Annotated in this window: 14 protein-coding genes; 11 read left to right on the plus strand and 3 right to left on the minus strand. The window is 60.8% G+C overall.

Annotated features, from left to right (window positions below; translation table 11 throughout):
- Positions 1-141 precede the first annotated feature (141 nt).
- From recA to AC15MQ_RS06630, 8 genes are all read left to right on the plus strand, one after another.
- A complete protein-coding gene (gene recA, locus AC15MQ_RS06595; protein ID WP_287652972.1) occupies positions 142-1,158 on the plus strand; it encodes a recombinase RecA in 1,017 nt (338 codons plus the stop codon).
- A gap of 10 nt (positions 1,159-1,168) precedes the next feature.
- On the plus strand, positions 1,169-1,621 hold the full coding sequence (recX, locus tag AC15MQ_RS06600) for a recombination regulator RecX (RefSeq protein WP_332337688.1): 453 nt from the start codon (positions 1,169-1,171) through the stop codon (positions 1,619-1,621).
- 4 nt (positions 1,622-1,625) lie between these two features.
- Positions 1,626-2,360 carry an LPS export ABC transporter ATP-binding protein gene (lptB, locus tag AC15MQ_RS06605; RefSeq protein ID WP_287667088.1) on the plus strand — a complete coding sequence of 245 codons (735 nt, stop codon included), beginning with the start codon at positions 1,626-1,628 and terminating at the stop codon, positions 2,358-2,360.
- An 80-nt stretch (positions 2,361-2,440) separates the two neighbouring features.
- On the plus strand, positions 2,441-3,865 hold the full coding sequence (locus AC15MQ_RS06610) for an RNA polymerase factor sigma-54 (RefSeq protein WP_287667091.1): 1,425 nt from the start codon (positions 2,441-2,443) through the stop codon (positions 3,863-3,865).
- Positions 3,866-3,881: 16 nt separating this feature from the next.
- The gene (hpf, locus tag AC15MQ_RS06615; RefSeq protein WP_287652969.1) at positions 3,882-4,208 is read left to right on the plus strand and encodes a ribosome hibernation-promoting factor, HPF/YfiA family; all 327 of its coding nucleotides are present in this window, start codon (positions 3,882-3,884) and stop codon (positions 4,206-4,208) included.
- Between the two features lie 101 nt (positions 4,209-4,309).
- Positions 4,310-4,756: a PTS IIA-like nitrogen regulatory protein PtsN gene (gene ptsN, locus AC15MQ_RS06620; protein WP_287652968.1), complete on the plus strand. Its 447-nt coding sequence runs from the start codon at positions 4,310-4,312 to the stop codon at positions 4,754-4,756.
- A gap of 2 nt (positions 4,757-4,758) precedes the next feature.
- Entirely contained in the window at positions 4,759-5,703 is a 945-nt protein-coding gene (hprK, locus tag AC15MQ_RS06625; RefSeq protein ID WP_287652967.1) for an HPr(Ser) kinase/phosphatase, read from the plus strand.
- A 47-nt stretch (positions 5,704-5,750) separates the two neighbouring features.
- Positions 5,751-6,068, plus strand: coding sequence for a PsiF family protein (locus AC15MQ_RS06630; RefSeq protein WP_287652966.1), 318 nt, complete (start codon positions 5,751-5,753; stop codon positions 6,066-6,068).
- 160 nt (positions 6,069-6,228) lie between these two features.
- Here the strand turns inward: AC15MQ_RS06630 and AC15MQ_RS06635 are convergent, their stop codons facing one another.
- On the minus strand, positions 6,229-6,570 hold the full coding sequence (locus AC15MQ_RS06635) for a hypothetical protein (RefSeq protein ID WP_287667094.1): 342 nt from the start codon (positions 6,568-6,570) through the stop codon (positions 6,229-6,231).
- An 85-nt stretch (positions 6,571-6,655) separates the two neighbouring features.
- On the opposite strand from AC15MQ_RS06635, the gene AC15MQ_RS06640 reads away from it, so the two are divergent.
- The 3 genes from AC15MQ_RS06640 (at position 6,656) to AC15MQ_RS06650 (ending at position 9,927) form a co-directional block, all read left to right on the plus strand.
- The gene (locus tag AC15MQ_RS06640; RefSeq protein WP_287667097.1) at positions 6,656-7,825 is read left to right on the plus strand and encodes a UbiH/UbiF family hydroxylase; all 1,170 of its coding nucleotides are present in this window, start codon (positions 6,656-6,658) and stop codon (positions 7,823-7,825) included.
- A gap of 35 nt (positions 7,826-7,860) precedes the next feature.
- Complete coding sequence (locus tag AC15MQ_RS06645; protein ID WP_483079706.1) at positions 7,861-8,574, plus strand: DsbC family protein; 714 nt, start codon at positions 7,861-7,863, stop codon at positions 8,572-8,574.
- A gap of 120 nt (positions 8,575-8,694) precedes the next feature.
- Positions 8,695-9,927 (plus strand): glycoside hydrolase family 108 protein, encoded by a 1,233-nt coding sequence (locus AC15MQ_RS06650; RefSeq protein ID WP_483079707.1) that lies wholly within the window; start codon positions 8,695-8,697, stop codon positions 9,925-9,927.
- 30 nt (positions 9,928-9,957) lie between these two features.
- On the opposite strand, the gene AC15MQ_RS06655 is transcribed toward AC15MQ_RS06650, so the two are convergent.
- Together AC15MQ_RS06655 and AC15MQ_RS06660 are read right to left on the minus strand one after the other, a co-directional pair.
- Complete coding sequence (locus tag AC15MQ_RS06655) at positions 9,958-11,148, minus strand: cation diffusion facilitator family transporter (RefSeq protein ID WP_483079708.1); 1,191 nt, start codon at positions 11,146-11,148, stop codon at positions 9,958-9,960.
- Positions 11,149-11,472: 324 nt separating this feature from the next.
- Positions 11,473-11,952 carry a CBS domain-containing protein gene (locus AC15MQ_RS06660; RefSeq protein ID WP_287652960.1) on the minus strand — a complete coding sequence of 160 codons (480 nt, stop codon included), beginning with the start codon at positions 11,950-11,952 and terminating at the stop codon, positions 11,473-11,475.
- Between the last annotated feature and the right edge of the window lie 56 nt (positions 11,953-12,008).

The raw sequence follows: 12,008 nt of genomic DNA on the forward strand, positions 1-12,008 counted from the left end.
GCTCACGGCGGGGCAGCGCCACGCAGCCAGCTGCCGGTTCACTGCTGTACATATTTCCAGTATATTGGCAGCCCTGCTACGGCAATGTTCAGCACGGTCGAACGTGGGATAATTCCTCTCAACCAAGGAAAAGGATAGGCAATGAACGACAACAAGTCGAAGGCGCTAGCCGCAGCGCTGGCCCAGATCGAAAAGCAGTTCGGCAAGGGCTCGATCATGAAGATGGGTGAAGGTAGCGTCGTCACCGACATCCCGGTCGTTTCGACTGGCTCACTCGGACTCGACATAGCCCTTGGCATTGGTGGGCTACCTCGCGGTCGGGTGGTCGAGATCTATGGCCCCGAGTCGTCGGGAAAGACGACCCTGACCCTGCAGGTCATTGCCGAAATGCAGAAACTCGGCGGCACGGCAGCATTCATCGATGCCGAGCACGCTCTCGACCCTGGCTATGCGCAGAAACTCGGAGTGAACCTTGATGAGCTTCTCATCTCGCAGCCGGACACCGGCGAACAGGCGCTGGAAATCGCCGACATGCTGGTCCGATCGGCAAGTGTCGATGTCGTCGTGATCGACTCGGTTGCCGCGCTCGTCCCGAAGGCGGAAATCGAAGGCGAGATGGGTGATTCCCTGCCCGGCCTGCAGGCCCGCCTGATGAGCCAGGCGCTACGCAAGCTGACCGCCAATATCAACCGTACCAATACCCTGGTCATTTTCATCAACCAGATCCGCATGAAGATCGGGGTCATGTTCGGCAGTCCCGAAACGACGACAGGTGGCAATGCCCTCAAGTTCTACGCGTCGGTACGCCTCGACATCCGCCGCATCGGCAGCATCAAGAAGGGTGACGAGGTCATCGGCAACGAAACGCGCGTCAAGGTGGTGAAGAACAAGGTCGCACCACCTTTTCGCGAGGCCATCTTCGACATCCTCTATGGCGAAGGTACCTCGCGCGAAGGGGAGATCATCGAACTCGGAGTGCTGCACAAACTGGTCGACAAGTCCGGCTCCTGGTACGCCTACAACGGCGAGAAGATCGGTCAGGGCAAGGACAATGCCCGCGAGTATCTCAAGAGCAAGCCGCAGATTGCCCAGGAAATCGAAGCGAGAATCCGTGCCGCGGTGAAAGTCCCATCACCGGCTGCGATCGCAGCGTCGTGAGTTCCCGGCAGTGCTGTTGAAAGGGTTGCGCGAACGCGCTTTGGGTCTGCTGACTCGCCGCGAACACACGCGCAAGGAGCTGGCTGGCAAGCTGTTGTCCCTGGCCGAGTCGCCGGAACAGCTGGATGCCTTGCTCGACGAACTGACAAGCCGGCATCTGCTTTCCGATGCCCGCTACGCGGAGACACGTGTCAAGTCCCGGGGTATCCGTTTGGGCGACGCACGCCTGGCCTATGAACTCCGTTCCAGGGGAGTTGCAGACGAACTGGTGAGTGCCAGCCTGGCTGCCGGCGAGGACGAACTGACACGGGCGCGGCGCGTCTGGCAGAAGCGCTTCGGCAGTAATCCGCATGGCGCCGACGACACCACCGAACGTGCCCGGCAGATGCGCTTCCTGGCCGCCCGGGGCTTTTCCGCAGAAACCATTCGGCGCCTGTTGCGCGCCACTGTTGAAGATGATTGAACCCATGCCAGACCAGCAGAGCAGATTGTCCACCCGCAAGCTCAACAAGCGCTACAAGTCACGCACGGTAGTGCATGACGTTTCATTCGACGTGGTCAGCGGCGAAGTCGTGGGATTGCTGGGCCCGAACGGTGCCGGCAAGACCACCTGCTTCTACATGGTGGTCGGCCTGATTGCATGTGATGGAGGTGACGTTCATCTCGACAATGTGCAGTTGACGCATTTGCCGATTCACAAGCGCGCGCGCCTGGGTGTTTCGTATCTGCCGCAGGAGGCTTCCGTATTCCGCAAGTTGACGGTAAGCGAAAACATCAAGGCGGTACTCGAGCTGCAGAACCTGTCGGCCGACGAAATCGATAGCCGCACGGAAAGTCTGCTCGAAGAACTGCACATCAGCCACCTGCGCATCAGCCCCGCAACCTCCCTTTCCGGTGGAGAACGGCGACGGGTGGAGATCGCCCGTGCTCTCGCCACCGGACCGCGATTCATCCTGCTTGACGAGCCTTTCGCCGGCGTCGACCCGATAGCCGTGCTCGACATCCAGAAAATCATCCGTTTCCTCAAGGAACGCGGCATCGGAGTGCTGATTACCGACCACAACGTTCGCGAAACGCTGGGCATTTGTGACCACGCGTACATCATCAACGACGGTAGCGTCCTTGCCGCTGGTCGGCCGGAGGAAATCATTTATAATGACGATGTCCGGAAGGTGTATCTGGGTGAAAATTTCCGCCTCTGAACCCAACGGCCTGCAGCCATAATTCGAGAACCATGCGGGGAGTTTTCCATGCCAAAGCGGCGGCTTACCCGGTTCCGTAGATGAAACCATCCCTCCAGCTCAAGCTTTCCCAGCATCTTGCATTGACCCCGCAGTTGCAGCAGTCGATCCGATTGTTGCAACTGTCGACGCTTGAACTTGAGCAGGAGCTGGAAAAGTATTTACTGGACAACCCGCTGCTCGAACGCCAGGAGGACTACCGCACACCCGAAACGCCGCGCGACGAGGGCAACGCGGACGCCCCTGCCGAGGCGGGCGCCGCTGCCGAGCAAGGCGAACACTCTCAGGCCGAGGACGACAGCTGGCTGGGCGACCAGGCCGTTACTGCGGGTTCGTCCGGTTCCTTCGACGACGATGACGACGGCGACGGCGATTATCAAAACATCCAGGCGGCAACGGTTTCCTTGCGCGAGCACCTGTTGGCGCAACTGGGCCTGATGACTCTCTCCGACCGTGACCGCGTCCTGGTGCGATGTCTGGTCGAGGCTCTCGACGATGACGGCTACCTTACCCAGTCACTCGCGGAGCTCTCGGAAGCGATGCCCGAGGAACTGGAAATAGCGCCGGAAGAACTGCAGATCGCGCTCAGGCACCTGCAGCATTTCGACCCCACCGGCGTCGGCGCCCGCACCGCCCAGGAATGTCTCACGCTGCAACTGGAAGTGCTCCCCGCTGATCAGACCCGCTCGCTGGCGATGCAGATCGTCGGCCAGCATCTCGAACTGTTGGCCAGCCACGATTTCCCGAGACTCAAGAAACATACCGGTTGTGATGACGATGCACTGCGCGCAGCGCATTTGCTGATCTGCAGCCTGAATCCGCGGCCCGGAGCCGCTTATGCCTCGCCCGACACCCGCTACATCACACCCGATGTCGTGGTGCGCAAAATGCGCGGGCAATGGTTGGTCAACGTCAATTCCGACGCCTTTCCTCGACTGCGGATCAATAGCCTCTACGCCCAGATTCTGGCCAGGCAGCGCGGTTCCGGCCTCGCGGGTCAACTCCAGGAGGCCCGCTGGCTGATCAGGAATGTACAGCAACGGTTTGACACGATCCTGCGTGTGGCGCAGGCTATTGTGGAACGTCAGCGTCAGTTTCTGGATCATGGTGAAGTCGCGATGAGACCCTTGGTACTGCGTGAAATCGCCGAGGTACTCGGATTGCATGAATCGACCATTTCGCGGGTCACGACCCAGAAGTACATGGCAACACCGCGTGGGATCTTTGAGTTGAAGTATTTCTTTGGCAGTCACGTCAGCACGGATGCTGGCGGGGCGTGTTCAGCAACGGCCATTCGGGCGCTGATCAAGCAGATGATCAGCGCCGAAGAGCCTAAGAAGCCTCTCTCGGATAGCCAGATATCCGAGGTTCTTGGTCAGCAGGGCATTGTTGTCGCACGGCGAACAATTGCAAAATACCGTGAAGCGCTCAGCATCCCGCCGGTCAACTTACGCAAGTCCATTTAGCAAAAGGAGCCACATCATGAACCTGCAAGTCAGTGGTCACCACCTCGAGATCACCCCGGCGCTGCACGATTACGTCACCGGCAAGCTCGAGCGAATCACTCGTCACTTCGATAACGTAATAGACGTCAACGTGATTCTGTCGGTGGACAAGCTGAAGCAGAAGGCCGAAGTTACCGTTCATCTCGCTGGCAAGGATGTATACGTGGAGTCTGTCGACGAGGACCTGTACGCAGCGGTGGATGGCCTGGTAGACAAGCTTGAGCGGCAGGTGCAGAAGTACAAGCAGAAACTGCAGGACCACCATCGCGGAAACAAGATTACCGATCACATCGTCGCCGAGTGAAGTTGGTGTAGTCTGCGCACGGACTGAGCGGCAACAGGCCCTCGCTCCGTGTGCTTCCTTTTTTGCATTCTTCCACGTCCGCCTTTTCGGGTTTTTGTCGCATGAGCCAGATCACCCAACTACTGCCCCTAGAAAACATCATTCTTGATCTGGACGCGAGCAGCAAAAAACGCGTCTTTGAACATGTCGGGCTGCTCTTTGAAAACTATCTCGGCATCGCACGCAGCACGGTGTTCGACAGCCTGTTTGCACGCGAGAAGCTGGGCTCTACCGGTCTCGGTCAGGGTGTTGCCATTCCGCACGGACGTATCAAGGGCCTCAAGGATGCGACCGGCGCCTTCCTGCGCCTGGCCGCACCGGTAGCGTTTGATTCCCCGGACGGGAAACCGGTGTCACTGCTGTTCGTCCTGCTGGTGCCCGAAGTGGCGACCGAACAGCACCTGCAAATCCTGTCCGAACTGGCGCAACACTTTTCCGACCGCAATTGTCGAGAAGCTTTGGCCAAGGCCGCAGACGCCAGTGTGATTCGTCAGATTTTTGCCGGCTAAAGATGAACACCCGGCGTCAGTTCAGCGTCGCGCAGCTCTATGACGACCACCGTGAAAAACTCAAGCTTTCATGGGTCGTCGCCGTCGGTGTCGACCGTCAGATCGAGCTCAAGGATCAGGGCTATTTCGGTGCTGATGTCGTTGGGCACCTCAACCTGATTCATCCCGAACGGCTGCAGGTGATTGGTCGGGCGGAAACCGCCTGGGGCTGCCGGGTAACGGCCGATCGCTTGCGCTACCAGGTCAGGGAGTTGATGGCCGCCAGGCCACCGGCGCTGATCATTGCTGATGACGTTGAAATCCTGCCGGCGATTCGCGAGGCCTGCGAGTCAACCGCAACGCCTCTCTTTGTCAGTCCGAAGCCCTGCTCGGCGGTGATTGACCTGTTGCGCATCTATCTTTCCCGACGTCTGGCCGGCTCGACATCAGTGCACGGCGTCTTGATGGACGTGCTGGGCATGGGCGTCCTGATTACCGGCGATTCCGGCGTTGGCAAGAGCGAACTGGCGCTGGAGTTGATCTCTCGTGGTCATGGCCTGGTTGCCGACGACGTCGTCGAACTGTCATGCATCGCACCGACGACGATCGAAGGACGCTGTCCGAGTATGTTGCGCGACTATCTTGAAGTGCGGGGCCTGGGCCTCCTCAATATCCGCACCATCTTCGGTGAAACCGCATCGCGCCGGAAGATGAAACTCAAGTTGATCGTGCATCTGCAGAAGCCGCTCAGCAGCGCCGATGGTCCTCGCCTGCCACTCGATGCGCAGTCCCAGGAGATCCTCGGGGTACCCATACGCAAGGTGGTGATCCCGGTCGCGGCCGGGCGAAACATCGCCGTCCTGCTTGAGGCGGCGGTGCGCAACAGCATTCTGCAACTGCGTGGCATAGACAGCATGGGCGACTTCATCAACCGGCAGCAGCAAGCGCTCCTTGACGACGACCTGTAGCAGTGGCTTAATCAGCAGACTTCCTCAACCCTCAGGAGAAACCTCCGATGAAAGCCGTGATCGCCCTTGTCGCCCTAGTCTTTGCTGCCGGCAGCTCTCTTGCGGCCGAAGAGAAGAAAGAACCCTCGGCCGCCCAGCAAGCGCAGCAGGACAAGATGAAAGCCTGCAACGCGCAGGCCGCAGAGAAGGCACTCAAGGGCGACGAGCGCAAGCAGTTCATGAGCACCTGCCTCGGGGCAAAGCCGGCAAAAGCGACCCAGCAGGAGAAGATGAAAGCCTGCAACGGGGAAGCCGGCAGCAAGCAACTCAAGGGTGACGAGCGCAAGCAGTTCATGAGCGAGTGCCTCAAGGCCAACCCGAGTTAATTTGGCTGACGCCGGCCATCGCCAATGCTGCGGCGCAGGGGCCTGGGTTCCCTCGATTGGACGACTCGGCCCCCGGCACAATGCGGTGAGCGTTCCGACAGACATCCGCTGGCCTGCCAGGTTCGGGGGCAGCGCCCCCAACCGCGGCCATCGGTACTGTTTAACCACTCTCCAGGCAGACCACGTAACCCTGGCGAGAGTGTTTTAGCAGTTGGCTCAATCGCCGTTCTGCCTCCTGGTGGGTAGCACAGAGCTTGCCCAGGAAGGCATTGCACGCGGCCCAGCGCCCTTCCGGGGTACGCAGGACGACGACTTGGCGACCACCGTCGAGAGTGGCAACAATACACGCCGTCCCCCCCTTGGACCAAGAGGCGGCGACCAGGTCCATTGCCTCGTGACGCGGGATGCACGCCGCGACGAGCGCATCTATTGGGGAATCACACTCGACGCGGACAATGGCCGGAAAGTAGCCGAGGCAGGGAAAGTTGGCGTTGGGGATCATGATGATGAAGTTCTAACATCACTGGCCACGCTTGTAAATTCCCGACCGTGGGCGGCACATCTTTCATTTCTCTGAGTTACAAGGCATGCAAGTCACGAGGTTCGACGTCATTATCGTTGGTGGTGGCCTGGCCGGCCTTGCGCTGGCTTGTGCCCTGCGCGACACGCGCCTCAAGATCGCTCTGGTGGAACAACGCCCGCCGCACCCCGCACCGGGTTGGGATGCGCGTGTCTACGCCGTATCACCGGCCAATGCCGACTTCCTGCAGACGATCGGCATCTGGAAGCACCTGCCGGCCGAGCGCATGGCGCCGATTTCCGCCATGAAGGTCGTTGGCGACGGTGGCGCGCGCCTGGATTTTTCGGCCTACGCCGCCGGTCTCCCAGAACTCGGGTGGATCCTGGAGTCGTCGCTGATGGCCTGCGAACTCTGGGAAAACGTCAAGCGTCAGAGCAATGTCACCCTGCTGTGTCCCGCGACGCCAGCCAAACTCGAAATGGGCACCGCCAGCGCGCTGCTGACTCTGACCGACGGTAGAACGCTGGCCGCCAGCTTGCTGGTCGGCGCTGACGGACGCGACTCCTGGACACGTACCGCGCTTGGCTTGAGGGCGCACGTCACTGCGTATGACGAAATGGGTGTGGTCGCAAATTTCGAGTGCCAGACGCCGCATCGTGGTATCGCGCGCCAGTGGTTTCGCCGTGACGGAGTGCTGGCCTGGCTGCCGCTGGCAGGCAATCGCATCTCCATCGTGTGGTCCACTCCCGACGAGAACGCGCGCGCACTGCTGGCCTTACCGGCTGAAGAACTCTGCTCGCGGGTCGCCGCTGCCGGCGAATGCGAATTGGGTCCGTTCACGCTTCTCACCCCGGCAACAGCCTTCCCGCTACGCCTGGTGCGCGTGCCGCAGATCGTCGCTCCAAGACTGGCACTGCTTGGCGACGCGGCGCACGGAATTCACCCACTTTCCGGCCACGGCATCAACCTCGGCTACCAGGACGCCAGAACCCTGGCCGAGCTGCTGGCAGCGAGGCCCGAGTGGCAGGACATCGGCAGCGAACGCCTGCTCAAGGCTTACCAGCGGCAGCGGCGCGAAGAGACACTGCTCATGCAAGCCACCACGCACGCCCTGCACCACCTCTTCCAGCAGGACTTCCCTGGGTTCAGGACCTTGCGCAATCTGGGAATGAACCTGACGAACGCTTTGCCTGTCGTAAAAAACATGCTTGTGCGGTACGCCACCGGCGCCTTCTGAAGCGACAACCCCTCTACCCCGGAGAAATGCCCCCGATGTACAAGACAATAGTGCCGCTCACGCTCGCCATGGCCCTGAGCATGCCCAGTCTGGCCGATGAGGCCAGCGTCAAGAAGGCTGTTGAAGGCAAGCTGGGAGGCGCGGTGACCAGCGTCACCAAGACCCCCTATCTTGGCCTCTATGAAGTCTACGTAGACGGCCAGATCGTCTACACCGACGAAAAGGTTTCAGCACTGCTTCTTGGCGCACTGATCGACGGCAAGACGATGAAGAACGTGACCGACGGGCGTATGCAGAAGCTCACCGCCATCAAGTTCGCCGACCTGCCATTGGCACTTGCGGTAAAGCAGGTGCGCGGCGACGGTAAACGGGTTCTGGCCACCTTCGAAGATCCGAACTGCGGCTACTGCAAGAAGATGGCCCGGGAAATCGCCAAACTGGACAACGTGACCATCTACACCTTCCTGTACCCCATCCTTTCGCCGGATTCCCTGGAAAAGTCCAATCAAATCTGGTGCGCCGCTGACAAGGCGAAGGCGTGGAACGACTGGATGATCGATGGCAAGGCGCCCGGCGGCAAGGGCGACTGCGACACGACAGCGGTCAAGAAGAGCGTCGAGACCGGACGAAGATTGGCCATCAACGGCACGCCGACGATCTTCTTCGCCGATGGCGAGCGCATCCCCGGTGCCGTTCCGCTGGCCAAGATCGAGCAAAAACTGATGCAGGCTCAGTCACCGGCGCGATAAACCAGCCGGGTGACCCCGACAACCCGGCAGTCGGAGCCGGCTTGACGGCACTCGCCACGGCGAGAGATACTCCTGACGCTACTGGTGAACCTGCCGCTGCCTTTTCCTGGGAGAACGCCGATGCTGCCGCTCGTTCCGCTGGCTCTGTCCATCGTCCCTGAACTCATCAAGATGATCGCCGGCGACAAGGCCGGCGACGTGGCAACGACTGTCGCCAACGTCGTCCAGGAAGTCACCGGCACTCCGGACGCCATCGAGGCGCAGCGCAAGCTCGCCGCGGATCCCGCGCTGGCTGGCCAGTTGCGCATTCGTCTGGCAGAGATCGCACTGGAAACCCAGAAGGCGATGGACAGCGCCGCCGAGCAGAAGCGCCAGGCGGAACTGGCGGCGCAGCAGAAAGCTCTCGAGAACACCCAGGGGGCGCGCAACACCATGGTCGATCTGGTCAAGTCCGGCAGTTCGGTCGCCTGGGGGGCGCCAGTCGTTTCGGTGATCGTCACCGTCGGCTTCTTCGGGATCCTGCTCGTCCTCATCATGACGGACAAGGCATTTCCGGCCGAACTGACGAGCATCATCAACATCACCGTTGGTGCCTTGGCTGCGGCCTTCGCCACCGTCGTGAATTTCTGGCTCGGATCATCCCAGGGCTCACGCGACAAGGATTCGACGGCGCGCGACCTGCAGACTGCGACGCTCAACCTGCAAGCCACGCATGCCGCGGCAACCGAACGCATGGTCCAGACGCTGGCTTCGGCCGCGAACCCCGTCGCGCCCGCGGCCAAACCTGCTGCGTCGTCCGGCGATGCCAATTTCGAGCGCTGCCTGGCCATCGTGGTGGACAAGGAAGGCGGCTTTTCCGACCATCCCCGCGACCGCGGTGGACCAACCAACTTGGGCATTACCCTCCGCACGCTGGCATCGTGGCAAGGACTGAACTTCGAAGAGATCACCGAGGAGGCCAAGGCGAAACTGCTCGCCGACCTCAAGGCGCTGACCAGGCGGGAGGCAGCGGAGATCTACCGTGCCAACTACTGGTTACCGATGCGCTGCGGAGACCTGCCGCGAGGGGTGGATCTGATGCTGTTCGATTTCGGCGTAAACGCCGGCCCACGCACCTCGGTAAAACTGATGCAGCGCGCCGTGGGGGTTACCGCCGATGGATCGCTGGGACCACTGACCCTGGCTGCGGCAACGGCTACCGACGCCGGCAAACTGATCGATGCCCTGACCGAGGCGCGCCTGGCCTACTACCGTTCTCTCGACAACTTTGACGTCTTCGGCGCGGGCTGGAGCAAACGCACCGCCGAGGTCGCAGCACTCGCGCACTCGATGACCACACCTGAGACAACATGACGTTGCTGGTGGCAACGTACGCAGGAGACATCAGTGCGTTCTGGCAGGAAAGACCTGCCGTCCATAATTGATCGACAGCGAGCGCAGCAAGGGGTGCTCAGCCAGGCGCCTGGCGATCGCGTGCTCAACCCTGGTGACAGCGGCGAGGTCTTCGAGTGCTTGCCGGGGCAGATGAAGTTCGGCTTCAACCCGACCATTGAAATAGTGCAGGACGACGCGCTGGGGTTGCGGCAGGTCGACGAGCAGTGGTGCCAACTGCTTCAGCAACTCGCTGCGATCCGGCAGGCTCTGGCTCTTGGTGTCGTGCTCCAGATCGTCCTCGACGTCGACATGGACGAGAACATCGGAGACTGAGGGGTGACTATCGAGCACCCGTTTGCGGGTCATCTCGGCAATACGGTGACCTTCCGAAACGCTGATCCGCGCATCGACGCAAACATGCGCATCAACCAGCGAACGATGCGCCATGCGGCGCGTCCGTAGTTCGTGCAGACTGCCGACACCAGGGGTATCGACGATCACCTGGCGGATGCTGGCGACCTCTTCGGCCGACAGTCCGGTATCGATCAACTCCTGGACGGCATCCCAGGAAAACACGACCCCCATGCGGACGATCATGAAGCCGACAATGACCGCCGCTACCGAGTCAGCAAAGTTGTAGCCCAGCAGATTGCCGATGATCCCCAGGGCCACCACGAGTGACGAGGCCGCATCGGAGCGGGCGTGCCAGGCATTGGCGATCAACATCGGAGAGCGCAGGCGCTCTCCGACATGCAGCATGTAACGAAACAGCCCCTCCTTCGCCGCCAACGCCAGAATCGCCGTCCATAAGGCCAACTGCTGAACCGGCGGCAAACCTTCCAGGTTTTGCAACTTGACCCCTGCGCCCCAGATGATACCCGCGCCGGTCGCTGCCAGAATCGCTCCGAGGGCGAACGACGCAGCGGTTTCGATACGGGCATGCCCGTACGGATGTGTCTCGTCCGCTGGATCCCGGCTATGATGGGCAGCAAAAAGAACCAGGAAGTCACACACCAGATCGGAGAGCGAATGCAAACCGTCGGCGATCAGGCCCTGGGAATGGGCGAGGATACCCGCGACCACCTGCGCCAGGGTCAGGAAAACATTGACCACCACGCTGATCCAGGTGACCCGCTGCGTCATGCCGTGCCGCCCCGGGTCGTCGAAAGAAATCTCGGGGGCCTCGTTATGGGTACCCATGGCTCACTCACCTTCCCAATCAATTGCGCGCATTCTACCGCGGTCCATACCCATCATGGCGCATGGCTTGCTGCTGCCTGCTGCCGTACGTCCTGATCAGCACGCACCAACTCCGAACGATCGTCCGACAAACAGCTTAAGCCAAGCTTAATCCCGTAATAGCAGCATCCAATCTGACAACAGCAGGGGTGTCAGCCGTCGCTTCCGATCGGGTATCCGGGTGGTTGACAGAATAACCAGCAGAATCGGCGCCTGCGAACGAAACCGGTGCGTCCTCGCACGCCAGTCTGTCAGTCCTGCAACGGATCAAGAAAGCCTATGACTTCAATGGCCCAGAGATGTCACTACCTGCGAAAAGGTCTGTGCGATTTCTTCCCCATGCAACTCAAGCCCCATCTGGCGCTCGATCTGAGACAAGGAAAAGACGCCACAGAGCACGTGATTGTCCTCGGCGTCGTGATCCACGACCAGGCAGAAAGGTGTGCCCAACTCCTTGAGGGTAGCGATAATGTTGCCCACCTTTGCCGCAGTCACATCCGACAGGTGCATGACCTGGGCGTCGTCGTGCTTGTTGACCATCACATCGCCGACCACCAGTTCACTTGGGCGCACACCCAGCGTATGAGCCACGGCCAGCGGCTTGTCGCCCTTCGTGCCCGCGTCGGTCACGATCCCGAGCAGGTGTCTCTGCGCATCGGCGACCAGCAGGTAGCGCACATGGCACAGGCGCATGATCCTGTTGGCTTCGTCGAGAGAGGTATCGCGAGCAATCGTGACGAGTGTGACGTGCTGGAGATCGGTCATGACCGCCAATGCCGGCGAAGTGGCATCCACCCCGGTGCGCACGGCCGCTTGGGGGA

The organism is Candidatus Accumulibacter propinquus (assembly GCF_056856495.1).

Coding starts and splice junctions, on each gene's coding strand:
- AC15MQ_RS06650 (WP_483079707.1), top strand. CDS start 8,695: ATGCTGCCGCTCGTTCCGCTGGCTCTGTCCATCGTCCCTGAACTCATC.
- AC15MQ_RS06610 (WP_287667091.1), top strand. CDS start 2,441: ATGAAACCATCCCTCCAGCTCAAGCTTTCCCAGCATCTTGCATTGACC.
- AC15MQ_RS06660 (WP_287652960.1), bottom strand. CDS start 11,952: ATGACCGATCTCCAGCACGTCACACTCGTCACGATTGCTCGCGATACC.
- AC15MQ_RS06640 (WP_287667097.1), top strand. CDS start 6,656: ATGCAAGTCACGAGGTTCGACGTCATTATCGTTGGTGGTGGCCTGGCC.
- hpf (WP_287652969.1), top strand. CDS start 3,882: ATGAACCTGCAAGTCAGTGGTCACCACCTCGAGATCACCCCGGCGCTG.
- lptB (WP_287667088.1), top strand. CDS start 1,626: ATGCCAGACCAGCAGAGCAGATTGTCCACCCGCAAGCTCAACAAGCGC.
- ptsN (WP_287652968.1), top strand. CDS start 4,310: ATGAGCCAGATCACCCAACTACTGCCCCTAGAAAACATCATTCTTGAT.
- recA (WP_287652972.1), top strand. CDS start 142: ATGAACGACAACAAGTCGAAGGCGCTAGCCGCAGCGCTGGCCCAGATC.
- AC15MQ_RS06635 (WP_287667094.1), bottom strand. CDS start 6,570: ATGATCCCCAACGCCAACTTTCCCTGCCTCGGCTACTTTCCGGCCATT.
- AC15MQ_RS06655 (WP_483079708.1), bottom strand. CDS start 11,148: ATGGGTACCCATAACGAGGCCCCCGAGATTTCTTTCGACGACCCGGGG.
- AC15MQ_RS06645 (WP_483079706.1), top strand. CDS start 7,861: ATGTACAAGACAATAGTGCCGCTCACGCTCGCCATGGCCCTGAGCATG.
- hprK (WP_287652967.1), top strand. CDS start 4,759: ATGAACACCCGGCGTCAGTTCAGCGTCGCGCAGCTCTATGACGACCAC.
- AC15MQ_RS06630 (WP_287652966.1), top strand. CDS start 5,751: ATGAAAGCCGTGATCGCCCTTGTCGCCCTAGTCTTTGCTGCCGGCAGC.